Here is a 22,568-nt window from a genome sequence, read left to right as displayed (position 1 = left end):
ACGGCCCGACAGGATTACTCCTCACGCGAAGCGGAATCTACGCCCGATTCAACGGCGTTCCGCGTTGAACAATTCCCGCCGATGTCGGAAATGCGACATAGCAGTGTTAGAGCCATCATGTTGTTTTGAAATGATTCCCTTCTTTGGCACGGTCCATGCGTAGCTGTTCGCGAACGCGTCCGGCCTGAAGGAGAGACAGTCCATGATCAAGCGCACCGAAAACGCCGTGACCTAAAGACCGCGCTTGCCGGGGGCCGAGCCGGCGCAACGCTGGCGCACCAAGGTCGAGGCGGGTTGCCGCGCCGGCGCCAAGAAGCGCGCAGGCCGAATGTGGCGGCGGCAACTCCTTCGGCTGACCATCATCATCATCATGACAGACCGGGCGTGCGCCTTGTGTGATTGCGCTCAGGAGAAGGATCACATCCATGAGACCTGTTTATCTGGACAACAACGCAACGACACGGGTCGATCCGGAAGTCGTTCAAGCGATGCTGCCGTTTTTTACCGACCATTTCGGCAACCCTTCGTCGAGCCACGATTTTGGCGCTTCCGCCGGGGCGGCGGTGAGAAAGACGCGCCTGCAGGTGCAAACGCTCATCGGCGCGGAGTTCGACGACGAGATCACCTTCACCTCGGGCGGGACGGAAAGCGACAACGCGGCGATCCTTTCAGCGCTCGAGGTGATGCCTGAGCGCACAGAGATCGTGACTTCCGCAGTCGAGCATTCGGCCGTGCTGACGCTTTGCGCCCACCTGGAGAAGACGCGCGCCATCAAGGTGCATAGGATCCCGGTGGATCGCCACGGCCGGCTCGACCTCGACACTTATAAGGCCGCCCTCACCCCGCGCGTGGCGATCGTCTCGATCATGTCGGCCAACAACGAGACCGGAACGATCTTCCCGGTGGTCGAGCTTGCTGAGTTGGCCAAAGAAGTCGGCGCCCTTTTCCATACCGACGCGGTGCAAGCGGTCGGCAAGCTTGCGATCGACCTGAAATCGACGGCAATCGATATGCTGTCTCTCTCCGGTCACAAATTACACGGACCGAAAGGGATCGGCGCACTTTATATAAAGCGCGGCGTGCGCTTCTGTCCGCTGATCAAGGGGGGAGGCCAGGAGGGCAACCGCCGCGCCGGCACGGAGAATACGCCAGGCATCGTCGGCCTCGGCGTGGCAGCCGATCTTGCCTTGAACTTCATGGACGACGCGAACACACGGGTAAAGGCGTTGCGCGACCGCCTGGAGAAGGAACTTCTCCAAAGCATCCCAGACGCCTTCGTCGCCGGCGATTTGCTAAAGCGGTTGCCGAATACCGCAAACATCGCCTTTGGAGATATCGAAGGTGAGGGCATACTGCATTTCCTCAATCGCGAGGGCATTGCCTGCTCCTCCGGCTCTGCTTGCGCCTGCGGCTCGCTGGAGCCGAGCCACGTCTTGGTGGCGATGAATATCCCCAATAACGCGGCACACGGTGCAATCCGTTTCTCCTTTTCGCGCAACAACGGCGAGGAGGACGTCGACCGGGTGCTCGAGGTCATGCCCGGGATCGTGAAGAAGCTGCGTGAGCTTTCCCCATCTGCCAGCCAGGCGAGAGAACTTCAATCAACTCCAGGCCTGGGCGACAAGGCAAACCCGACAACCGTTTCCGGCCCAGGAGAATGCAATGCGCAGTTGTTTCGCTGAAAGCCGCGCCATCGATGTCACCGACATCCTCGCCCGGCTGAAGAGCCTGTCGGCTGCGGAGGAGTTCTTCGCAGTCCTTGGCATCTCTTATGATCCGAGGGTGCTCAATGTCTCACGGCTGCATATCCTGAAGCGCATGGGCCAATATCTCGCTGAAGAGGATTTCGCCGGTCTTCCCGACGGGGTGATCGCCGCGCGGGCGCGTGCGACGTTGGAACGCGCCTATGAGGATTTCGCGACATCCTCGCCACTCACCCACCGGGTCTTCAAGGTGCTCAAAGAGCACGATCCCGACAAACCGGCCACTCGGGACCACACCTTTGTCCCGTTCGAGTCGATCCTGAAGCGGTTCGGGACAGAATGAACGCGACACGAGTGCGACGCGACAATGTCGAAAAGCCGACAAACTCGGTCATCACGACGGTACCGTTCGGAAGAAAACAACCCCATGTCAAAAGGAAACAGAGCAACGCAAAGCGGTTGGCACGAATGATGCTGCGAAGGAGATGAACGCCAGGGCCGCTTGCGGATTGGAGCCGAGAAAGACGCAATGCACATTGTAATCTGTATCAAGCAGGTGCCGGACTCCGCGCAGATACGTGTCCACCCGGTGACGAACACGATCATGCGCCAGGGCGTGCCGACCATCATCAACCCTTACGACCTGTTCGCCCTCGAAGAGGCACTGAGATTGCGCGACGCCCATGGCGGCGAGGTCACCGTGCTTACGATGGGTCCGCCGATGGCAGAAGATGCGCTGCGCAAGGCGCTCACCTATGGCGCCGACCGCGCGGTACTCTTGACCGACCGCTGTTTTGCCGGCTCCGACACGCTGGCGACCTCCTTCGCGCTTTCTCGGGCAATCGTGAGAATTGGCGAGACCTTCGGCGCGCCGGACATCGTCTTCGCCGGCAAGCAGACGATTGACGGCGATACCGCCCAGGTCGGGCCCGGCATCGCCAAGCGCCTCGGCCTCCTGCAGTTCACCTATGTGGCGAAGATCGACTCTATCGATGTCGATGCTCGCGAGATGACCGTCAAGCGCCGTTCGGAAGGCGGTACGCAGATGCTGAAAAGCAGGCTGCCTTGCCTCATCACAATGCTGGAAGGCACCAACGAAATCCGCAGAGGCTCGCTCGAGGACGCCATGCGCGCCGCGCGCAGCCAGATCGTGAAATGGAGCGCGGCCGAAGCTGGCATTGAGGACCTCAACAAATGCGGCCTGCGCGGCTCGCCGACGGTCGTCAAGCGCGTTTTCGCCCCTACCACGCGGGCGGAAAAGGCGACGCAGATCGACATGACCGACAAGACGCAGCACGACCTCGCTGACGAACTGATCGCCTCAATCTTTACCCGCCAGCCAGCGCTGGAACACGAACTCGCCTTCGACGGCGGCCAGTGACGGGACGGCAAGGAGAGATGATGTCGAACGCTAACCGCGAAGCCCCTCCTTCCGCCGGCCGTGCCGGCATCAAGAGGGAATTGCCTGAGCACTTTAGGGACTATCGGCACGTCTGGGTTTTCATCGAACTGGAACGCAGCGAGGTCCATCCCGTGTCCTTCGAACTGCTTGGCGAAGGCCGCAAGCTCGCCGACAAGCTAGGCATCCAGCTTGCGGGGATCGTGCTTGGACCGCCGGGTGACGCGACGCAGCATGCCGTTGCCGAGGCCTTCGCTTACGGCGCCGACCTTGTCTACCTCGTCGAGGCACCGTTGCTTGCCGACTATCGCAACGAGCCTTTCACTAAGGCGATGACGGATCTGGTCAATACCCACAAGCCGGAAATCCTGCTTCTCGGTGCGACCACGCTCGGCAGGGATCTCGCTGGCTCAGTAGCGACGACCTTGCTGACAGGGCTCACTGCCGACTGTACCGAACTCGATGTAGATGTCGACGGTTCGCTCGCCGCGACCCGTCCGACTTTCGGCGGTTCCTTGCTGTGCACGATCTATACGCTCAACTACCGGCCGCAGATGGCCACGGTACGACCGAGGGTTATGGCCATGCCACCGCGGACGGACAAGCCGGTCGGGCGTGTCATCCGGCACAAGCTGTCAATGACCGAGGAAGAGATCATCACCAAAGTCCTTGGCTTCAACCTCGATCGCCAATCGGCAAAGGCAAATCTCGCCTACGCCGACATCGTGGTTGCCGGAGGCCTCGGTCTCGGCTCAGCGGAGAATTTGCAGCTTGTGAAGAATCTAGCGCGGGCAATCGGCGCCGAATATGGCTGTTCGCGCCCGTTGGTCCAGAAGGGCTGGATGCCTGCCGATCGGCAGGTTGGCCAAACGGGCAAGACCATCCGGCCAAAGCTTTACATAGCGGCCGGGATTTCCGGCGCCATTCAGCATCGGGTTGGCGTGGAGGGGGCTGATTTGATCGTAGCCATCAACACCGACCCGAACGCCCCGATCTTCGAATTTGCCCATCTCGGCATCGTCACCGACGCAATCCGTTTCCTGCCGGCATTGACGGAAGCTTTCACCCGGCGGCTGTCGCCGCACAGCCACGACAAGCTTGCGAGCTAAGGGAGAGGGCCATGATCGAGGAAGAATTCGACGCCATCGTCGTCGGGGCCGGTATGTCCGGAAACGCGGCCGCCTACACCATGGCAAGCCAGGGCCTGACGGTGCTGCAGTTGGAGCGCGGCGAGTATCCGGGCTCCAAGAATGTCCAGGGCGCCATCATGTACGCCGACATGTTGGAGCAAATCATTCCGGATTTCCGGGATGATGCGCCTCTCGAGCGGCATCTGGTCGAGCAGCGATTCTGGGTGATGGACGACACCTCCCACACCGGGATGCAGTATCGATCGGACGATTTCAACGAGGCGAAGCCCAATCGCTACACGATCATCCGCGCCCAATTCGACAAGTGGTTTTCGCGCAAGGTGCGCCAGGCCGGCGCGACGGTGCTGTGCGAGACGACGGTGACCGAACTTGTCCGCAATGCCAGCGGCAAGGTGATCGGCGTGCGCACCGACCGGGCTGGCGGGCCGATCTACGCGGACGTCGTCGTGCTCGCAGAAGGTGTCAACGGACTGCTCGGTACACGGGCCGGCCTGCGCAAGATGCCGAAGCCAGAAAGCGTGGCGCTCGCTGTCAAGGAAATGCATTTCCTACCCGATGAGGTCATTGAGCAGCGGTTCGGCCTCCAGGGCGACGAAGGCTGCGTGATCGAAGCGGCGGGCACGATTTCCCGCAGCATGGCCGGACTGGCCTTCCTCTACACCAACAAGGAGTCGATCTCTCTCGGCATTGGCTGCCTCGTCTCCGATTTCGCCCAGACAATGGAGAGCCCTTACGTCCTCCTCGACAACTTCAAAAACCATCCTTCGATCCGGCCGCTGATCGCGGGCTCGGAAGTCAAGGAGTATTCCGCGCATCTCATTCCCGAAGGTGGCTACAAGGCAATTCCGCAGCTCTTCGGCGACGGTTGGGTGGCGGTCGGTGATGCCGCCCAACTGAACAACGCTATTCACCGCGAGGGTTCGAACCTTGCCATGACTTCCGGTCGCATCGCGGGCGAGGCAATCATTGAGATCAAGGGCCGCAACCAGCCGATGATCAGGAGGAACCTCGCCCTCTACAAGACCATGCTGGACAAGTCCTTCGTAGTCAAAGACCTGATGAAATATAAGGACATGCCGGCCCTGATACACACCAATTCCCGCAATTTCTTCATGACTTACCCGCAGTTGATGTCGCAGGCCGCGCAGAACTTCATGCGGGTCGACGGAACCCCGAAAATCGAGAAGGAAAAGGCGACCACTGCTGCCTTCATCAAGGCGCGTTCGCGCTGGGGGCTGATCAGCGATGTGGTCCGCCTGGCACTCGCCTGGCGCTGAAGGAGAAACAGGATGACGATGGCCGTGACGAAGTTACGTGTCGAGGAGAAGCTTTATCAGAACCGCTATCTGGTCGATCCGGGCCGCCCGCATATCAAAGTGCGACCGCACGAGAGGCCGAGCGCGAACCTGCTCGCGCTGACACACATCTGCCCGGCCAAATGCTATGAGTTGAACGACAAGGGACAGGTGGAGACCACTTCCGACGGCTGCATGGAATGCGGCACCTGTCGCGTGCTGTGCGAGGCCAGCGGTGAGATCGTGTGGAATTACCCGCGCGGCGGCTTCGGCGTTCTCTTCAAGTTCGGATGACTGGCGCAAAGAGCGGGAAACGAGAGGCTCGGAATGCGGTCAAGACCGCCAATATTGTTCACAATTGCCGAAAGGCTGAAAATACTATGTTTCTGGAACTCAAAATACAAAAAAGGGCCTGGGAGGAGCACCTTGGACAACCCTTGAGGTGTTTGCATGGCTCACATGCTTCCAGATCAGGTCGGTGAAATTGTATCTCGGAACACCCCGCCTGAACCTGCGGTCGAAGCGGCGCGCAATGCGGACAGCTTGCTCGGGGGAATCTACGAGATATCGAAGATTCTGACTGCCCCGACCCGGCTGGAGATTACGCTTGCCAATGTCGCGAATATCCTCTCCTCGTTTGTGCAAATGCGTCATGGCGCAATTGTCGTCCTGGACGCTGAAGGAGAGCCGCAGATTAGCGCAACTACCGGCGGCGCTGTGCCTCAGTCAGCCATCGGCAGTGTCATACCCCAGGCCGTAATAGACAAAATCGTCGCTACTGGAGTGCCGATCGTCATACAAGACACAAGCACGTCGGAGCTGTTTCAGGCCGATCCTCAATCGACCAGCGGCACGATCGCAACTGCGTTTATCGGTGTCCCGCTAAAGGCTGAGGAAAAGATCTTCGGGACGCTGTCGATCGACCGGGTCAGGAACGGTACCACCAAGTTCCGTTACGAGGAGGACTTACGTTTCCTGGCCATGGTCGCCAATCTGGTCGGCCGGACCATCCGCCTGCATCGCACTTTGAGCACGGCTGGTCAGCGACTTATCGAGAAGCAACCGAGACCAGAGCAATCGCTCGACGAGGACAGGACCCATCCGGCCCGGCATCCGCATGTCAAGATCGACGGAATCATCGGAGAAAGTCCCGCACTCAAGCAAGTGCTGGAGATCGTCTCGGTCGTGGCCAGGACCAATTCTACCGTGCTTCTGCGAGGCGAAAGCGGTACCGGCAAGGAGTTCTTTGCACAGGCCATCCATAAGCTTTCGCATCGGAGGGAGAAATCCTTCGTCAAATTGAACTGCGCCGCATTGCCCGAAAGCGTCTTGGAATCGGAGCTCTTTGGCCACGAGAAGGGCGCCTTCACCGGGGCTATCCTGCAGCGCGCCGGCCGGTTCGAATTGGCGAATGGCGGAACCCTGCTGCTTGATGAAATCGGCGAGATTTCGCCTGCCTTTCAAGCCAAGCTGTTGCGCGTCTTGCAGGAAGGAGAACTTGAGCGAGTGGGCGGCACCAGGACCCTAAAGGTTGACGTGCGGCTCATATGCGCCACCAACAAGGACCTCGAGATGGCTGTCCGGAATGGAGAGTTCAGGGCCGACCTTTATTACCGCATCAATGTGGTGCCAATAGTCTTGCCTCCCCTCAGAGAGCGGCCGGGCGATATTCCACGCCTTGCCAAAGCTCTCCTCGATAGATTCAACAAGGAGAACCATCGCGATCTTGCCTTCACGCCGTCGGCGCTTGACCTGATCTCGCAATGCTATTTCCCTGGCAACGTGCGTGAGTTGGAGAATTGTGTGCGACGGACGGCCACACTTGCGCGTTCAATGACAATAACTCCGTCGGATTTCGCCTGCCAGAACAGCCAGTGCCTTTCTTCGCTTCTGTGGAAAGGAGTCGGCCGTTCGCACGGCGCCTATGCCGTCGACGAGTTCGCACGTGGCAATATGATGCCGGTTGGATCGCCGCTGCCTGCCATGCGAGTCGGCCCCTCCCAGAATGAGGCATCGCCCGGCGAGACCTGCGACCCCAACCATCCAGCTTGCCCAGCAATCAACCAGCGTCTGACGGAACGCGACCGACTGATCGATGCGATGGAGAAAGCCGGCTGGGTTCAGGCCAAGGCGGCTCGTTTCCTCGGTCTCACGCCGCGGCAGGTCGGCTATGCTCTGCGCCGGCATCATATCGAAGTGAAGAAGTTCTAAACGTCCCTGATGACATCAAACGTGGGGGCGCGGTTGCTGCCCGCACCGGGCGTAACTGAGACAAGACGTCACTTTTCGCGTTGCTTTTGACCGTTGTCGGCGACCTGACAAAACCGTGTCGCAGGAAACGGACACAATTGGACACAAAAGGCCGACGTAAAAGCCAACATGACGGATAAGACCGCTTTTGGGGTTGGCATATCTCTTGCGCTCTGAAGTGCGATGTTCACACCACGCACGGAGCCGCTCCATGTCCGCACCGATGATTTCGCTACAGGGCCTTTCCGGCACGACAGTCTTCGATCAGTCGCCGGCGAGAGCGAAATCCGGTGGCTGCGCATTTTCATCCTGCGGCTCCTCCGCGAAGCCGCACGAGATGGACTCGGCCGTCTGGGAGAAGATCAAGGATCATCCCTGCTTTTCAGAGGAAGCGCACCACTATTTCGCGCGCATGCATGTGGCGGTCGCCCCAGCCTGCAATATTCAATGCAACTACTGCAATCGCAAATATGACTGCGCCAACGAAAGCCGGCCTGGGGTCGTTTCGGAAAGGCTGACGCCCGACCAGGCGCTGCGCAAGGTGATCGGGGTTGCCAACGAAGTGCCGCAGCTTTCCGTGCTTGGCATCGCCGGGCCGGGCGATGCCTGTTACGACTGGAAGAACACAAAGGCGACATTCCAACGGGTCGCCAAGGAAATCGGCGACATCAAGCTGTGCATCTCAACCAACGGGCTCGCGCTGCCAGACCGCGTCGCCGAGCTTGCCGAAATGAATGTCGATCACGTGACGATCACCATCAACATGGTCGACCCGCGGATCGGTGCCAAGATCTATCCGTGGATCTTCTATGGCAACCGCCGTTATACCGGCGTTGAGGCCGCCACGATCCTGCACGAACGACAGATGTCGGGGCTGGAGATGCTGACGGCGCGCGGCATCCTCACCAAGATCAATTCGGTAATGATCCCCGGCGTAAACGATGAGCACCTGATCGAGGTGAATAAATGGGTCAAGGAGCGCGGCGCGTTCCTGCACAATGTCATGCCGCTGATTTCCGACCCGGCGCACGGTACGCATTACGGCCTGAGTGGGCAGCGCGGCCCCAAGGCAATGGAGCTGAAGGCCCTTCAGGATCGTCTCGAAGGCGGCGCCAAGTTGATGCGCCACTGCCGGCAGTGCCGGGCCGATGCTGTCGGCCTGCTCGGCGAGGATCGTGGCCAGGAATTCACGCTCGACCGGCTTCCCGACAAGGTCACGTACGACGCCAGCAAGCGCGAGACATATCGGGCAGTGGTCGCGCGCGAGCGGGGCGATCGCCTGGCGGCCAAGAGCGAGGCGCTCGGGATGGTCAAGACCGCAGGCTCCGGCAAATCGCTTCTGGTAGCGGTGGCGACCAAGGGTGGCGGCCGCATCAACGAGCATTTCGGCCATGCGAAGGAATTCCAGGTTTATGAGGCCTCTCCGAAAGGGATCAGTTTCGTCGGTCATCGCAAGGTCGAACAGTATTGCCTCGGCGGCCGGGCCGAGGACAAGAGCCTCGACGGCGTCATCTCTACGCTCGAAGGCGTAGACATCGTGCTGTGCGCGAGAATTGGAAATTGCCCCGAGGATCGTCTCAAGGAAGGTGGGATCCGAGCAACGGAGGCTTACGGGTATGACTACATCGAGACCGCGATCGGCGCGCTTTACGCCGCCGAGTTTGGGAGTGAGCCACTGGCTGCGACGGCCTGAGCCGCCTCATTCTAACCGAACCGGAGTTGAAAATGGCCTTTAAGATCATCGCTTCCCAATGCACCCAGTGCGGTGCCTGTGAGTTTGAATGCCCTTCGGGCGCGATTAAGTTCAAGGGCGAGACCTACGCGATCGATCCGAAAAAGTGCACCGAATGCGAGGGGACCTTCGAAACGCAGCAATGCGCCTCGGTATGTCCGGTGTCGAAGACTTGCGTCCCTGCCTGACCTCCATTTCGGCTACTGACACGGTCGAGGCGCCTCCGCAGGACCATCGACCTCCTGTTGGAAAGCTGCAGCCGAGAGAAAGGAACGGCCATGAGCCTCGGACGCGAACAGGACATCGAAATCCGTACACCCCCGCGATTCATGCCGGGTGAGCGGGTCCGCGCCACACGCCACATAAAAAATGACGGCACCTATCCGGGCAAGGAGATCGGTGAAAATCTGGTGCGCAAAGGCGACGAGGGCTATGTGCGCGACATCGGCACCTTTCTCCAGCAGTTCTACATCTATGCGGTCGAATGGGTCGATCGCGGCACCGTCGTCGGCATGCGTGCGCGTGAACTCATGAGCCTTGAGACGGCCCGGACTCCTTCCAGTGCCGAAATCGGTGCTGGGTTTGACGAAGGAACGGCCCGATGAGGGTAATGATCCGCAGGACCCGTGCTGGCTTGTCGGCATATATTCCCAAAAAGGATCTCGAAGAGCCGATCATCAAGGTCGACAACGAACACTTATGGGGTGGCGCCGTGACGCTGAAGAACGGCTGGCGGCTAGTCCTGCCCGACCTTCCGCGCGATACGCCTTTGCCGATTACCGTGGAAGCAAGGAAGATTTCCGACGAGGACTGACCTTCGGGTTGACACAAAGAGAGCGGCAAAGGGATACGAGCATGAACACAATGACCTCGGGCCATCTCGTCGTCATTCGGGACAGTTTTGCCGAAAGGCAGCTTGACCTTTTGAAGAAAGGGCTCGCGGCCGATCAGGTCATTCCCTATCTCGGCCCGGGTCTGCTTGAGATCCGCTCCGCGGGACCGCCCGTACCGCATACCCCCGAAGCCGTTGCCGCAGCGCTCAACAAGCGCGCGCCAGCCCCTTCGAAGATTCGCACCAACATGTGGTCGGTAGCGCAGTATATCGAACAGCGCCGGCACCGCCGGACGCTTCAAGTTTGGATGGCCGAAATATTCGCGGCCCCGGTGGTGCCGACCATCTTGCATGCCTGGCTTGCAACGCTGCCGCTCTCCGTGATCGTCGACAGCTGGTACGACGGTGCCATGCGCGCGGCTCTAATACAGACCCGCCGAACGGACGTCGTCGAAATACAGGGCGTAACACGGGCGCACGAGATCGGTGACATTTGGACGAAAGCCTACGATTTGTCCGGGATATTACTCGAATCCGCACCAGCGGCGAAGACGGTTCTCTACGCCCCTCACGGCGGTGCCAGGCCGGCCGCAAACTTCCTCGTCGCAGATTCCGACTACGTTGAAGTGCTGAGCGAAATCGACATCCAGACGCCGATCCCTGACCTGGTGAAGGAACGGCGAGCTAGTCGTGGTCTTTTCTTCATCGGCTGCCGCTTCAACGATCAGATGCTGCGCACCTATGCCCGGCAGATCATGAAGCGCTCCAATGGCCCACATTTTGCGGCAATCGATACAGCGACGCTGACCAAGAACGAGCGTCGTTTCCTTGCGGCAAGCGCAATCACGGTCATTGACATGCCGACGGGTCAGGCCGCAGCCCGTCTCGTCGGACTGGGCGAGACATTGCATGAAGCCAAACGGGGTATCGTTTGAGCCATTCTCAGACACCTCAACATTGCCGAAAAGGTAAAACGGGCAATTGACTTCCGGGTTTTTCAACAACTCCGAGAGGCACTCTGAAAAGCTACGACGGTTATTGCATTCGAGGCTGCAGCGGATATGGCATTCGATGCTGCGGATGAACACAGCGGCGACGGGCTCGAACCAGCCGAGCAGAGCATAGTCTGGCGCCAGGGTTGTCGCGGCGAGCGGTCGCAGCTGATCGGCTTCACTTGGCGGTAAAAGCTGTGGCACGGCGCGATGACCAGGGCCGGTTGGGGTCGATGCCAATCGAGCTAAGGCCAAGCGTGCTCACCGCATAGGCGGTCACCTGCCACTGCCATATAGGCGGTCACCTGCCACTGCCATCCCAGAGCGTCAGGATGATCGCGTTGCGCGACAGCTTGGCGCGCCGCAGACGCGAGCGATTGGTTCAGGGCAGCCCGCTTCGCCATCAACGAGACCCGCTGCTGCATGAGTTGTAACGCCCGCACCACGGCGCCGCGAATCCGCGCTTGTGGCGCCATGACCTTGAGGCGAGTGAGTTCGGCGCTAACAACGCAGACTGAACCAATCCGATCAGCCCGGCCCATGCCGGAGAGCACGGCGACCAATGCCGCCAGCTCCACCACGCAGGGGACACGATCCCGCCTGCGGCTAAGCGCGAGTTGAAAAGCATACGTCGACGCCCGCCATTTCCGCATGCACCGCCTTGGATAAGGCCTGCCTCGAGGCATGATGCGGGCCTGGTTGGCTTTCCTGTCGATGCCAGCTTCGTAAGCAGCGGCTCCCGCGAGGTCGAGCAGTTCTAACTGGCGGCTTGAGTTGACGGCGCTCACGCACAGCCGTTCCAGGTGCGGCCAGTTATGCGGCCTTCCCCTTCCCATTTGGCTTGGGCAAGCTTCTGGGTGATCCTCTGCATCGCCGGTCGCAGAGAGGTCCGGTCTGCAAAGTCAGCACAGGCCACTATTGCGGCCGCCTCGAGATGTATGCGTCCCTCTCATCTGTTTGGCCGGACTGGGCGAGCTTGCACCCGGTCGGACATGCAGTCCAACCTGGATGCGCGCTTCCACATCAAGCCGCATGAAGGCGAAGAAAATCCTCATACGTCGCTTGCAACCCGGCACCAAGGGACGTTTTGGCTTTCCAGCCAAGGTTACGCAAGCGCGTTACGTCCAGTAGCTTGCGCGGAGTACCGTCTGGCTTCGTCGTGTCGAACACCAAATTGCCCTCCCAGCAGACCGCCGCCTTGACGAGTTCCGCCACCTCGCGAATTGTGACGTCCTCACCAACGCCAACATTAATCAGGGGCGCAGTGTCGTGGGCTGTCAAGGCGTCAAAATCCGAATCTGGCAGGCCAAGCAGGAACGCAATGGCATCGCCTACATCCGACGAATACATAAACTCTCGCCGAGGATTTCCGGATCCCCAGACCCCCACAGAGGAGTCGCCGTTCATTTTAGCTTGATGAAAGCGGCGTATCAGAGCAGGCAGAACGTGACAATTTTCGGGGTGATAATTATCGCCGGGACCATATAAATTGGTCGGCATCAACGCGAGATAGCGCGCCTTGTACTGCCGGTTGAAAGACCAGCACGATTCGACACCTGCGATTTTTGCCAAAGCGTAGGGACGATTCGTCGCTTCAAGCGGACCGGTGAGAAGGTATTCCTCCCGTATCGGCTGCGGACAGTCGCGTGGATAGATACACGAGGAGCCAAGAAAAATCATCCGTTCGACGCCGGAAGCGTAAGCGGCATCAAAAACACTGACTTGAATCGCGAGGTTGTTATGAAGGAAATCGACAGGGGAGCTGGCGTTCGCCAGTATACCACCAACCTTCGCGGCGCACATAACGACGTAATCTGGCCGCTGCGACATGAAGAACCTGCGCGTCTCGCTCCGGTCAAATAGATCCAGTTCGTCGTGAGTACGTGTTATTATCTCATAGGATCCTAACGCCTCGAGGGCTCTCATCGTGGCCGATCCAACAAGGCCGCGATGGCCTGCCACATAGACTTTCTTCATCTTTTTGTTTTCCATTGTTAACGCTCTGGGCGCTCCTTAAGAAGGCCACCATAGCACTGACAACAACCCCGCATGGCGCCGCCGTTGTCAGCATAACTCTCGTGGACTGTGTGAATAATAACCCTGATTCATCAGCACTGCTTCACGCTCCGCCATGCGCAAATCTTCCCGAACCATCTCCCTAACCAATTCGATGAAGGAGATTTTGGGCTCCCACCCAAGTTTTTCTTTCGCCTTGCGGGCATCGCCGAGAAGTGTCTCGACTTCTGCAGGACGAAAATAGCGGGGATCTACTTTTACGATCAGAGCTCCCGTCTTTGCATCGTACCCCTCTTCGTCGACCCCTTCCCCCACCCAACGAACATCGATGCCGAGTTCAGCGGCCGCGACGGTGACGAATTCGCGCACCGAATGTTGCTCACCGCTAGCGATCACAAAGTCTTCAGGTTGCTGCTGCTGCAGCATCAACCACTGCATCTGGACGTAGTCTCGAGCGTGCCCCCAATCGCGACGCGCATTAAGGTTGCCGAGGAATAGAGTGCGTTGCATTCCAAGCTTAATCCGAGTCAAGGCGCGCGTGATTTTGCGAGTTACAAATGTTTCTCCGCGCGCAGGTGACTCATGATTAAATAAAATGCCGTTACATGCATACAAATTGTAAGATTCTCGATAATTTACGGTGATCCAGTGAGCATACAATTTGGCAACAGCGTAGGGGGACCGGGGGTAGAACGGTGTCGTCTCGGTCTGTGGCGTTTCCCGCACCAGCCCGTAGAGCTCAGACGTCGAGGCTTGGTAGTAGCGCGTATGCTTGACGAGCCCCAGGATCCGAATTGCCTCGAGGATACGCAGCGCACCCAAGGCATCGGAGTTCGCGGTGTATTCTGGTTCTTCAAAGGAGACTGCAACGTGGCTCTGAGCTGCCAAATTGTAAATTTCGTCCGGCTGAACCAGTTGGATGACGCGCGTAAGGCTCGACGAGTCTGTCAAGTCCCCGTGGTGAAGTGTAAGATCAACGCCACTTTCATGAGGGTCATGATAGAGATGGTCTATACGGCCCGTATTAAAAAGAGACGATCGTCTCTTTATCCCATGCACAGAATAGCCCTTTTCTAAAAGCAATTCTGCGAGGTAGGAACCGTCTTGTCCCGTAACCCCGGTGATTAAAGCTACTTTTCTCTTTGACAAGCTTGAATCCTTTTGATTTTGACGCGCCCATGAAAACGCTCGCCTGCGGCGGGATTGCGTGGCGAGAAAGGGGCGTGTTGGGCAGGGCGAACGGGGGCCTCTGCGCGAAGGCAAGGGAGAGTTCGATCGGGATGCCAGCCTTTCATGGAGCCGGGGAACGTTCGAAAGTGTTGTCGATCAAGATCAAACGACGCGGGTCATTCAAATCGAATTCGACAATTCGTGGCACGAAGAGGCGGGCGTAGCGGGTGAAGGCGCTAGTCGGAGGAAAGCGAATAACAGTGTCGCATCGACCGAGGAGATACATCTCAACGAGCGCGGAAAACCCCCCGTCGGTGCCCAGTGCTGCACTGTGTAAGGGGCCGGCCTGATCCGCCTGGAAGCGTTTTGGGACGGTGAAAAGTTCGGGAAATACGCCCGACAGGTGATCAACAACCTTGGCGCTGTCTGTACACAAGAACACCCTTACAGGTCTTGAATGCGGTTGCGCCTTGGCCATACGAATGGCAGTGCATACCTGCTCTAAGGCAACCTTCGGATCAGCCCAGTAAGGTGCGTGATCCATAATATCTTCGCCGTTGCCGTGGCGGACATGGACTCCAATTATGCTGTGCCCGTCAAAATGTTCCTGGTAGAGCGCTTCAATGCGATCCTCAATTTCGACCCTCGGTGTGATGCTCCTAAATATGGTTCGCTCGGCCTTTTCATCGCAGCGCCACATCAAGCAAGCATCACACACTACCGTGTTGGCTTCACAATCATCTTGGGCCTGGAAAAGATCGTTAAGCTCGTCACGTTCTTGGAAAATCTGTTCATCCGGACGGTACACGCAGTCGATGGATGGCTTGTTCCACCACGACGGGAAGAAGGGACCAGGGAATGAGACGTGGTTGATCTGGTCATCGCAAATGACCCGTACACCACCGATATCCTCAATTGGCTTGAAGAAAGCTGGAAAGGCATTCGCAAACGGGTTGTCAAGGTAACAAGAGCCGCGCCAATCTATTGCTAAAGCTCGTCCCGTCCGATGTGCGTAGTCCCAAGCCGACGCGAGAGACCACAGGCAATCACCGAGACCCGTGCGCCGTCGAGAAACAACGAACCGATCGTTCCTTGAGCGATCAACAAGCATCTAAATTGCCTCTCTCCAGAACACCACAAGCCTCAGCTTTGCTGCTGCGTTTGAGGCAAGCGCCTGCGCAATTCGGGGAAGATTTTCGTGCTGTGCCAATGCGATGTAGCTTGCGTCTGTCGCGGAAGTGCCTGGCCGCGATGGACGCGCGCCTGGGCTGGTCTTCCGCGCAGACCAGAAAATGCTCTTCGGAGCCAACGCAAACATCAACCACTTTCCTTAAGGCTGCTACATTCTTGAATTCTTTCTATGCATCGTGCCGTAACATCGGTAAAATCGTCTGTTTCGATGAAACGCATCCACGCCATGGATGGCTAGTGACATGGGTTCCAGAGCGTTGGCTGTGAACCCTCTCGCTGTGCTCGACGCACCGCTAACCCCAGCGGAACCTCACGGTGACAGCACGCAGCATCGACCTAAGTAAGCCGGCCATGAGCGCGGGCCGCGGCCACGAAGCTTCGACTGGGCCAGGTTCTGCATGGGAGCGCCACAAAGAAAGAGGCGATGCGTCGAGCTGTAAGCGAGCCTGAGCTCGCTTTCGAAGCGCTATGCCATCAACCCCAAGACGGTCGCGAAGTGGAGGAGCGGAGTTCGACCGCCGATCTGCCCACCGGCCCCAGGGAGCCGAGATCGAAGGTGCTGTCTGCCGTAGAAGAGGACCGTTGTTGTGGCCTTCCGCCGCAACACACTGCTGCCGCTGGACGATTGCCTCTACGGCCTTGCAGCCGACGATCCCGCATCTGACGCGCTCTTCATTGCACCGATGTCTGCAGCGCAAGCATCGGCTTCTTCCACATTGATATTGCGGAGATCCCAACCGAACAGGGCAAGCTAAACATCAAGGCCTTTGTACCGCGGCACCGCCTGTCGCGAACCTTCGCGCCCCTCTGTCCCGCCGGCACCAAAGGAGACCGTCGCGGCGCCGTTGTTGCTAGATCACATTCAATTCCCTAAACGCCCGCCCTTCGGCGACACGGATGTACCCAAACGCGGAGCAATCGACCGTGCGGTAGCCGCCATGCACGAGAAGCTCGGCCAGCGCCTTGCCGACCGCCGGGGCCTGCTGCAGACCGTGGCCTGAAAATCCGTTGGCGAAGAGGAAATTTTTCACCTTGGGGTGCGGCCCGATCACCGCGTTCTGGTCGAGCGTGTTGTAATCGTAGTGCCCGGCCCAGGCGCGGGTAGGCTTGATGGCCTCGAAGGCTGGAATGCGGGTCGCCAGCACCGGCCAAATCACCTCTTCGAACAGCGGCCAGTCGACCTCGAAATCCTGGGGATCGGCCGGGCCGTCGCCCTCTTCCGGCTCGGCGCCGCCGGTGAGATAGACCGGGCCTTCCGGCCTGACATAGATGCCGGAGGGATCGACCAGCAGCGGCATGTCGGCATATTTTTCGCGCGCCTCGAAGACGAAGACATTGCGCTTGCGCGGCTCGACCGGCAGCGCCAGCCCGGCGAGAGCGGCGACCTTGCCGGCATTCGGCCCGGCGGCATTGAGGACGGTGCCGGCTTCGATCGTCTCGCCATTGTCGAGCCTGACGCCGGTGACACGGTGGCCCTGCCGCTCGATGCCGATGACCGAGGCGGTCATAAAGTCCACGTTCTTGCCGCGCAGCGCCTTGCGGAACAGCGTCAGCATCGCATGCGCGTCGAACCAGCCTTCGCCGGTCCGACCATAGGCGCCGGCAGAAATGCCTTCGGTCGACAGCCAGGCGAAGCGCTGCGTCAACTGCTCGGCATCCTCGAGCACGATGTCGGCGCCCTCGGCGATCTGCGCCTCGTGATTGGCCTTGAGGATCGGTAGCCCGGCTTCTCCGGCGAGGATCAGATAGCCGCTCTCGCGGAACCCGATATCGGCATCCGTGCCGAATTCTTCCTTCAGCCGCCGGAACAGCTTCAGCGCGAATTGCGACAGGCGGATGTTTTCAGGAATCGAAAACTGCTGGCGAATGGAGGCGCAGGACAACGTCGTTGCCGCGTGCGCGAACTGCGGATCGCGCTCGATCAGCGCGATCGAGCCGGAAAACCCTTCCTCGCGCAGATAGTAGGCGATCGAGGAGCCGACGATGGCTCCTCCGATGATAACGATGTCGTAACGCACTTTTTTGTCGCCTTTCCGGTAACCGCCCGTGTCGATCACACAGCCGTCAGCATGATGTCGAAGCGCGTGCCGCGGCGGGCGCGGGCCTAGCGAGTTGAAAGGCCGCATGCGCTTGATCCAGCGGCGCTCACGCAGCTGCCGGTCCTGCCTCACGCAGCAAGTCGTCGGCTCTGTCCGTCTTCTCCCAGGTGAACTCAGGCTCTTCACGGCCGAAGTGTCCGTATGTCGCCGTGTTGCGGTATATCGGGCGTACGAGATCAAGCATCTTGATGATGCCTTTCGGTCGGAGATCGAAAACATGCGAATCCAAACATGAGGCCCTGATCCCGCCCTTGCTCGAGATCCTGCCATCGTCCTTCATCAACGCCCTGGCTGATGCCGGGCGACTGCCCGGTGAGAGCCAGAACGACGGCGCAATTTCGACCATCAAAGCCGATGGCATCGTCGTAGCCAATATCGAGTATCGTATCGCGGGCGACTTGGGTGTAATCGATGTGCGCATGGCTGGTACCCTCGTCCTGCTGGCTTTGTCATTTCGCGCTCTTCGCAAATGCTGTTTGGCGGCGGAACATAAAACGACACCAGATTTCTGCCGCCACTGATCTCGAAAGTTGTGATGAGCGTACCATTGACAGCGATTTGCGCTCGCAACGATTCCATGAATTTCTTTGAAGGATCTGTTGCAACGCTAAACAACAACGCAACGAGATTGGCGGGGGCCTGGTAAGACGGCAAGCTCGAACTGGTTGGCCAAGAGGGAGGCGATCGGCGCACCTTTCCCCAGGCGACGTGCTAACTTGCATCGTGCACCTCATCCGCCATTTGCTAAATGTTTAGTCCCGGCATTTGCTGGAGCGGATTGAAAGTGAACGCTCGGGCTGGGAAGCCCATGCCTTCCAGATGAACTCGCAGGGCGTGAGGCCCTTGAGGGTCTTCAGCTTGCGGCCGAAATTGTAGGCCGCGACGAAGTCGGCAAGATGCCGACGCAGTTGGTCGCGATCGTCGTAGTGGAAGCGCTTGACGGTTGCGTCTTGATGGTCCGGTTCATTCTCTTGACTCTTCTCGCCGGCCTGTCGCCGTCGACATCTGGCAATCGGCCGATGCTTGCCTGCAGGCAGCGGTGGGAGCGCGTCAGATGCGTGACGTCGGCTGCAACGCGTAGAGGCAATCGTCGAGCGGCAGCAGCCTTGTTGCGGCGGAAGGCCACAACAACGGTTTTCCTCGACAGACAGAACTGTCGACTCCCTGGAGCCGGTGGACAGATCGCGGTCGAATTCCGCTTCTCCACTTCGCGACCGTCTTGGGGTTGATGCCATAGCGCTCCGAAAGCGACCTCAGGCTCGCTTCACCTAGCCCATAGTGCATCCTTTGAGTCGGACGAGAATGGCGAAATTTCTTTTCCGCGACATGCAAGCAAGAAGGCTTCAGCCAATGGCGGTTTTTCGATAATCGGCCGTGTCTATCCCATGTCGTTTCAGCTTGTCGTAGAAGGTCTTGCGGGGAACTCCCAGGACTTCGATCGTTCGCCTCACGTCGCCGCCGCATTCCTGCAAGGCATCGCGGATGACAGTCGCCTCATAAAGGCTGACCTTCTCGGACAAGTGGAGGCTTGATACCGCTTGTTCCTTTCGACCTGATGCAATGGGCGTGCCTAGCCTTTCAAGTCCCAATGCAACGCGATCGGCGAAATGCACGAGTTCACGGACATTGCCGGGCCAATTGTGGCTCACGAGGCGATCGCGCACGCCAGCGCTGATGTCCGGAACTGGCCTGCTGAAGCGTTTGGAGGCGCGTTCCAGGAAATGCCCAAAGAGCATCGGGATGTCTTCGCGCCTTTCGCGAAGCGGCGGGATGCGGAGCGTCACCACATTCAGCCGGAAATAAAGGTCTTCCCGGAAATCTCCGCGGGCGGCCGGATCGCCGAGATCGGCCTTGGTAGCCGACACGACACGAAGGTCGATGCTGCGGGTTTCGTTCGTGCCAAGCGGCGTGATCTGCCGGGTCTCAAGCACCCTCAGAAGCTTCACCTGGAGTGCTGGCGGCATCGACTCGATTTCGTCGAGGAAGAGCGTCCCTCCGTTCGAATGCTCGATGCGACCGGTCCTGCGCCTCTGCGCGCCAGTAAAGGCGCCTGCCTCGTGCCCGAAAAGTTCGCTATCGATGACGCTTTCGGGCAGCGCTCCACAATTCAGGGCAACGAAGGGCTTCGTGCGTCGTCTGCTCCAGCGGTGAAGCAGATCCGCGACCACCTCCTTGCCCGTGCCCGTCTCGCCTTCCACAAGGACATCCACATCGGTATCGGCGATCTGGCGGAGAGTTTCGCGCAATCGAATCATGGTCGGTGCCTCCCCGATCAGCGGGATATCGCCCGCAGATCGGACAACCGCATCCCTAAGACGTCTGTTTTCCAGGACCAGGCGCCGTTTTTCCGAAGCGCGATGCAGCGTCACGAGAAGCCGGTCGTTCGCATATGGCTTCGAGATGAAATCGTAGGCGCCATCCTTGATGGCGGCAACGGCCAGCTCGACGTCGGCATGCCCGGTGATCAGGACAACCGGAATTTCCGGGTCGATCGCCTTCACTCGCTCGAAGAGCTGAAGTCCGTTCAGCCCGGGCATACGGATGTCACTCACGACAGGGCCATCGAAGTTCCCGTCGATTCTGGCGAGTGCGGCCTCAGCCGAACCGAACACGCTCGGTGAGAACGAGGCAAGCTTCAGCATCTGCGTGGCTGCGCGAAGCACATCCTCGTCATCGTCGATAAAAATGACCGGTCCTGATTCAGCACTCATGCCGCTCGCCTCAGCTCGACCGTGAAGGAAGTCCCTCTCCCGTGGCCGGCATCATCATGCCGCAACGAGCCGCCGAGCTCACGTGCGATCTCTTGCGAAATGACCAGGCCAAGACCGAGACCCTTTTCCTTGTTGGTAACGAACGGCATGAAGAGGCTCCTGCGAATGTCGGGGGCAAGGCCGGGGCCGTTGTCCCGAAGGGAAATAGCGACCATTTCCCCGTTTTCGGCGAGCGCTATCTCGACGCGGGGCTCCGGTTGATCCTTCAGAGCGTCAAGCGCGTTCTGGAGAAGGTTGACGAGTATCTGCTCCAGTCGCATGCGGCTTGCCATGACAATTGGAGACGGATCGATCCGCTTCCGTTCAATCGTCACCCCGGAATCGCGAATTCGGCCTGAAAGAAGCGACAGAGCGCCGTCGATCGCGTCGTCCGCCAGTATCGGTCCCATCGATCCGCTGGCGCGGCGGGAAAAGGACCTTAGCGTTTCAGTGATCGTGCCGATCCTGCCGGTCATGGCGACGATCGAGGTCAGATTCTCGGCGGTTTCTTGCGACCGGCCGATCCCTAGAAGACGCGCGGCATTTTCAGCATAGGTGCGGATTGCGGCGACCGGCTGGTTGATCTCGTGGGCGACCCCGGCCGTTATCTGTCCCAGGATTGACAAGCGGTTCGCCTGGGCGAGTTCGTCGCGCAGGCGACGCACTCTTGCTTCAGCGTTCTCTCGCTCGGCGATCTCACCGGCGAGCGCTGCGTTCGAGCTCTGGAGCTCCGCCGTGCGCAGTTCGACGCGATGCTCCAGTTCCGCATTCAGCAACACAAGCACTTCTTGCCGCTGCCGGGCCGCCCGCCGCCGTCGAACAATGATGAAAATGACGAATCCAACGAGAACGAGGGCAAGCAGCGTTGTCACGCGGGCTGTCATGACCGCCGAGGAGATCTCGGTGTCGGCGGGGATGAGCAACGACATGCGCCAGCCCGGAACTGCTTTGCCGAGATCCTGCGAAACCGCAACGAAACCGGCTGATCGACTCTCAGGAGTTGCGGTGACCAGGTTGTCGCCGCGGCGGGAAAGCGGCACCGGCTCGAAAGTCACGCCCGGTAGCTGCAGACGATCGCGAGCGGTTTGCTTCTCCTTTGCGGAAAGCGGTGAGAGAGCGCCAAAACGCCATTGGGGCACGCTCGTGGCAAGAACCACGCCTCGCTCATCGGTCGTGAAGACCACGAAGCCGCTCTCCAGCCAACGCAACTCGACGCGGTCGAGCTCCACCTTCACCACAACCACACCGAGCGGCCCCTCCGGCCCATCGACCCGGCTCGACAGATAGAGACCAGGGCGCGCGCTAACCGTGCCGAGCGCATATTGCATAGCCGCGCCATCCGCCATCGCCTCGGTGAAGTAGTGGCGAAAGCGGTAATCGCTGCCGACGAAACTGGTCGGCTCGCCGGCGTTGCTCGCAGCGACCGCTACACCCTCAGGATTAATGATGTAGAGTATAGAAGAGCCGGCGTCGCGCGCGATGGCGCGAAGCTTCTCATCAAGCGCGGCTTCGTTGGCAGTGCTCGGACTGCGAAGCATCTCCTGAACGGCACCGTCGCGTGCCAGAACCAGCGGAATCATTCGCTGCTTCTCGATCTCTCCTTTCAAACTGTCGGCTGCAAGCGGGAACGCGGCAAGAGCACGGTCGCGTAGGGCATACTCTGCTCTGGTGCCGGCGATGCGTCCCGTTGCAAAGACGACGAAACAGAGCGCCGCACCAAGAATTGCAAGCAAAACCACAAGCCAGAGAGATCGACCGCCGGATCTACCAGGGAAGACCAATGGGGCGCGCTGGAAGGCGCCATTACCCATGTCTTCTTCTTCTGCCATCGTATTCTTAAAACCGATCATTGACGAACCATAGTGCGGGGTTCCGCCAGAAGGGAAGGCGATCCGTGCGGAAAACCGCACAATCTTGCTGCGCGATTTGTTGAAGATACCTGAGGCTCCGGCGATTTCCGCGCTCTCTTGGCTTGGCACGGCTATTGC

General features: G+C 59.3%; 21 protein-coding genes and 3 pseudogenes. 14 read left to right on the top strand and 10 right to left on the bottom strand.

Annotation, left to right across the window (positions count from 1 at the left end):
• Positions 1–115 precede the first annotated feature (115 nt).
• Complete coding sequence (locus JG747_RS33440) at positions 116–427, bottom strand: hypothetical protein (RefSeq protein ID WP_199201489.1); 312 nt, start codon at positions 425–427, stop codon at positions 116–118.
• On the opposite strand from JG747_RS33440, the gene nifS reads away from it, so the two are divergent.
• From nifS to JG747_RS33380, 12 genes are all read left to right on the top strand, one after another.
• Complete coding sequence (gene nifS, locus JG747_RS33435) at positions 426–1,682, top strand: cysteine desulfurase NifS (protein WP_199201488.1); 1,257 nt, start codon at positions 426–428, stop codon at positions 1,680–1,682. The two genes, JG747_RS33440 and nifS, sit on opposite strands and share 2 nt — an antisense overlap.
• On the top strand, positions 1,663–2,046 hold the full coding sequence (gene nifW / locus JG747_RS33430; RefSeq protein ID WP_199201487.1) for a nitrogenase stabilizing/protective protein NifW: 384 nt from the start codon (positions 1,663–1,665) through the stop codon (positions 2,044–2,046). The genes nifS and nifW overlap by 20 nt, the downstream gene beginning before the upstream one ends.
• Before the next feature lie 186 nt (positions 2,047–2,232).
• The gene (locus JG747_RS33425) at positions 2,233–3,084 is read left to right on the top strand and encodes an electron transfer flavoprotein subunit beta/FixA family protein (protein ID WP_199201486.1); all 852 of its coding nucleotides are present in this window, start codon (positions 2,233–2,235) and stop codon (positions 3,082–3,084) included.
• 20 nt (positions 3,085–3,104) lie between these two features.
• On the top strand, positions 3,105–4,211 hold the full coding sequence (locus JG747_RS33420; protein WP_010913570.1) for an electron transfer flavoprotein subunit alpha/FixB family protein: 1,107 nt from the start codon (positions 3,105–3,107) through the stop codon (positions 4,209–4,211).
• An 11-nt stretch (positions 4,212–4,222) separates the two neighbouring features.
• Positions 4,223–5,530, top strand: coding sequence for an FAD-dependent oxidoreductase (locus JG747_RS33415; protein ID WP_027056558.1), 1,308 nt, complete (start codon positions 4,223–4,225; stop codon positions 5,528–5,530).
• A 12-nt stretch (positions 5,531–5,542) separates the two neighbouring features.
• Entirely contained in the window at positions 5,543–5,842 is a 300-nt protein-coding gene (locus tag JG747_RS33410) for a ferredoxin family protein (protein ID WP_006333856.1), read from the top strand.
• A 156-nt stretch (positions 5,843–5,998) separates the two neighbouring features.
• Positions 5,999–7,759: a nif-specific transcriptional activator NifA gene (nifA, locus tag JG747_RS33405; protein ID WP_044548983.1), complete on the top strand. Its 1,761-nt coding sequence runs from the start codon at positions 5,999–6,001 to the stop codon at positions 7,757–7,759.
• A 250-nt stretch (positions 7,760–8,009) separates the two neighbouring features.
• Positions 8,010–9,491 (top strand): nitrogenase cofactor biosynthesis protein NifB, encoded by a 1,482-nt coding sequence (nifB, locus tag JG747_RS33400; protein WP_199201485.1) that lies wholly within the window; start codon positions 8,010–8,012, stop codon positions 9,489–9,491.
• 32 nt (positions 9,492–9,523) lie between these two features.
• On the top strand, positions 9,524–9,718 hold the full coding sequence (locus JG747_RS33395; protein WP_199201484.1) for a 4Fe-4S binding protein: 195 nt from the start codon (positions 9,524–9,526) through the stop codon (positions 9,716–9,718).
• A 90-nt stretch (positions 9,719–9,808) separates the two neighbouring features.
• Entirely contained in the window at positions 9,809–10,135 is a 327-nt protein-coding gene (locus JG747_RS33390; protein ID WP_096453587.1) for a nitrogen fixation protein NifZ, read from the top strand.
• Entirely contained in the window at positions 10,132–10,344 is a 213-nt protein-coding gene (nifT, locus tag JG747_RS33385) for a putative nitrogen fixation protein NifT (RefSeq protein ID WP_010913564.1), read from the top strand. Before JG747_RS33390 ends, nifT begins: the two co-directional genes overlap by 4 nt.
• Positions 10,345–10,385: 41 nt before the next feature.
• Positions 10,386–11,297: an SIR2 family NAD-dependent protein deacylase gene (locus JG747_RS33380; RefSeq protein WP_044548978.1), complete on the top strand. Its 912-nt coding sequence runs from the start codon at positions 10,386–10,388 to the stop codon at positions 11,295–11,297.
• 302 nt (positions 11,298–11,599) lie between these two features.
• On the opposite strand, the gene JG747_RS33375 is transcribed toward JG747_RS33380, so the two are convergent.
• The 4 genes from JG747_RS33375 to JG747_RS33360 all read right to left on the bottom strand — a co-directional run bounded on the left by JG747_RS33375 (position 11,600) and on the right by JG747_RS33360 (position 15,651).
• A complete protein-coding gene (locus tag JG747_RS33375) occupies positions 11,600–12,142 on the bottom strand; it encodes a hypothetical protein (protein WP_199201483.1) in 543 nt (180 codons plus the stop codon).
• 235 nt (positions 12,143–12,377) lie between these two features.
• A complete protein-coding gene (locus JG747_RS33370; protein WP_199201482.1) occupies positions 12,378–13,346 on the bottom strand; it encodes a GDP-L-fucose synthase family protein in 969 nt (322 codons plus the stop codon).
• Between the two features lie 72 nt (positions 13,347–13,418).
• Positions 13,419–14,519: a GDP-mannose 4,6-dehydratase gene (gene gmd / locus JG747_RS33365; protein WP_010913561.1), complete on the bottom strand. Its 1,101-nt coding sequence runs from the start codon at positions 14,517–14,519 to the stop codon at positions 13,419–13,421.
• A 142-nt stretch (positions 14,520–14,661) separates the two neighbouring features.
• The gene (locus tag JG747_RS33360) at positions 14,662–15,651 is read right to left on the bottom strand and encodes a nodulation protein NodZ (protein WP_096453585.1); all 990 of its coding nucleotides are present in this window, start codon (positions 15,649–15,651) and stop codon (positions 14,662–14,664) included.
• Positions 15,652–16,113: 462 nt separating this feature from the next.
• Between JG747_RS33360 and JG747_RS33355 the strand changes: the two are divergent.
• Positions 16,114–16,509: pseudogene (locus JG747_RS33355) on the top strand (IS481 family transposase); the annotation flags it as partial.
• Positions 16,510–16,582: 73 nt separating this feature from the next.
• Here JG747_RS33355 and JG747_RS33350 read toward each other — a convergent pair.
• Positions 16,583–17,749 carry an NAD(P)/FAD-dependent oxidoreductase gene (locus JG747_RS33350; protein WP_044551214.1) on the bottom strand — a complete coding sequence of 389 codons (1,167 nt, stop codon included), beginning with the start codon at positions 17,747–17,749 and terminating at the stop codon, positions 16,583–16,585.
• A 127-nt stretch (positions 17,750–17,876) separates the two neighbouring features.
• Positions 17,877–18,047, bottom strand: a pseudogene (locus tag JG747_RS37295) (methionine adenosyltransferase domain-containing protein); the annotation flags it as partial.
• 34 nt (positions 18,048–18,081) lie between these two features.
• Here JG747_RS37295 and JG747_RS37290 point away from each other — a divergent pair.
• A complete protein-coding gene (locus JG747_RS37290; RefSeq protein ID WP_167316198.1) occupies positions 18,082–18,351 on the top strand; it encodes a hypothetical protein in 270 nt (89 codons plus the stop codon).
• Between the two features lie 223 nt (positions 18,352–18,574).
• Here JG747_RS37290 and JG747_RS33335 read toward each other — a convergent pair.
• The 3 genes and pseudogenes from JG747_RS33335 to JG747_RS33325 form a co-directional block, all read right to left on the bottom strand.
• Positions 18,575–19,096, bottom strand: a pseudogene (locus tag JG747_RS33335) (IS3 family transposase); the annotation flags it as partial.
• Positions 19,097–19,173: 77 nt separating this feature from the next.
• The gene (locus tag JG747_RS33330; RefSeq protein ID WP_172352494.1) at positions 19,174–20,541 is read right to left on the bottom strand and encodes a sigma-54-dependent transcriptional regulator; all 1,368 of its coding nucleotides are present in this window, start codon (positions 20,539–20,541) and stop codon (positions 19,174–19,176) included.
• Positions 20,538–22,409: a sensor histidine kinase gene (locus JG747_RS33325; protein ID WP_244673015.1), complete on the bottom strand. Its 1,872-nt coding sequence runs from the start codon at positions 22,407–22,409 to the stop codon at positions 20,538–20,540. Before JG747_RS33325 ends, JG747_RS33330 begins: the two co-directional genes overlap by 4 nt.
• Between the last annotated feature and the right edge of the window lie 159 nt (positions 22,410–22,568).

Origin of the sequence: Mesorhizobium sp. 131-3-5 (genome assembly GCF_016756575.1) — a bacterium.
Lineage (GTDB): Bacteria > Pseudomonadota > Alphaproteobacteria > Rhizobiales > Rhizobiaceae > Mesorhizobium > Mesorhizobium jarvisii.
This window is presented reverse-complemented; position numbering and strand designations above follow the sequence as displayed.

What these genes read in the sequence shown, in the direction of transcription:
- JG747_RS33395 (WP_199201484.1), top strand. Translation starts at nt 9,524, where the DNA reads ATGGCCTTTAAGATCATCGCTTCCCAATGCACCCAGTGCGGTGCCTGT.
- JG747_RS33415 (WP_027056558.1), top strand. Translation starts at nt 4,223, where the DNA reads ATGATCGAGGAAGAATTCGACGCCATCGTCGTCGGGGCCGGTATGTCC.
- JG747_RS33390 (WP_096453587.1), top strand. Translation starts at nt 9,809, where the DNA reads ATGAGCCTCGGACGCGAACAGGACATCGAAATCCGTACACCCCCGCGA.
- JG747_RS33370 (WP_199201482.1), bottom strand. Translation starts at nt 13,346, where the DNA reads ATGGAAAACAAAAAGATGAAGAAAGTCTATGTGGCAGGCCATCGCGGC.
- JG747_RS33440 (WP_199201489.1), bottom strand. Translation starts at nt 427, where the DNA reads ATGGATGTGATCCTTCTCCTGAGCGCAATCACACAAGGCGCACGCCCG.
- nifS (WP_199201488.1), top strand. Translation starts at nt 426, where the DNA reads ATGAGACCTGTTTATCTGGACAACAACGCAACGACACGGGTCGATCCG.
- JG747_RS33360 (WP_096453585.1), bottom strand. Translation starts at nt 15,651, where the DNA reads ATGCTTGTTGATCGCTCAAGGAACGATCGGTTCGTTGTTTCTCGACGG.
- JG747_RS33410 (WP_006333856.1), top strand. Translation starts at nt 5,543, where the DNA reads ATGACGATGGCCGTGACGAAGTTACGTGTCGAGGAGAAGCTTTATCAG.
- JG747_RS33425 (WP_199201486.1), top strand. Translation starts at nt 2,233, where the DNA reads ATGCACATTGTAATCTGTATCAAGCAGGTGCCGGACTCCGCGCAGATA.
- nifW (WP_199201487.1), top strand. Translation starts at nt 1,663, where the DNA reads ATGCGCAGTTGTTTCGCTGAAAGCCGCGCCATCGATGTCACCGACATC.
- JG747_RS33330 (WP_172352494.1), bottom strand. Translation starts at nt 20,541, where the DNA reads ATGAGTGCTGAATCAGGACCGGTCATTTTTATCGACGATGACGAGGAT.
- nifT (WP_010913564.1), top strand. Translation starts at nt 10,132, where the DNA reads ATGAGGGTAATGATCCGCAGGACCCGTGCTGGCTTGTCGGCATATATT.
- JG747_RS33380 (WP_044548978.1), top strand. Translation starts at nt 10,386, where the DNA reads ATGAACACAATGACCTCGGGCCATCTCGTCGTCATTCGGGACAGTTTT.
- JG747_RS33420 (WP_010913570.1), top strand. Translation starts at nt 3,105, where the DNA reads ATGTCGAACGCTAACCGCGAAGCCCCTCCTTCCGCCGGCCGTGCCGGC.
- nifB (WP_199201485.1), top strand. Translation starts at nt 8,010, where the DNA reads ATGTCCGCACCGATGATTTCGCTACAGGGCCTTTCCGGCACGACAGTC.
- nifA (WP_044548983.1), top strand. Translation starts at nt 5,999, where the DNA reads ATGGCTCACATGCTTCCAGATCAGGTCGGTGAAATTGTATCTCGGAAC.
- JG747_RS33325 (WP_244673015.1), bottom strand. Translation starts at nt 22,409, where the DNA reads ATGGCAGAAGAAGAAGACATGGGTAATGGCGCCTTCCAGCGCGCCCCA.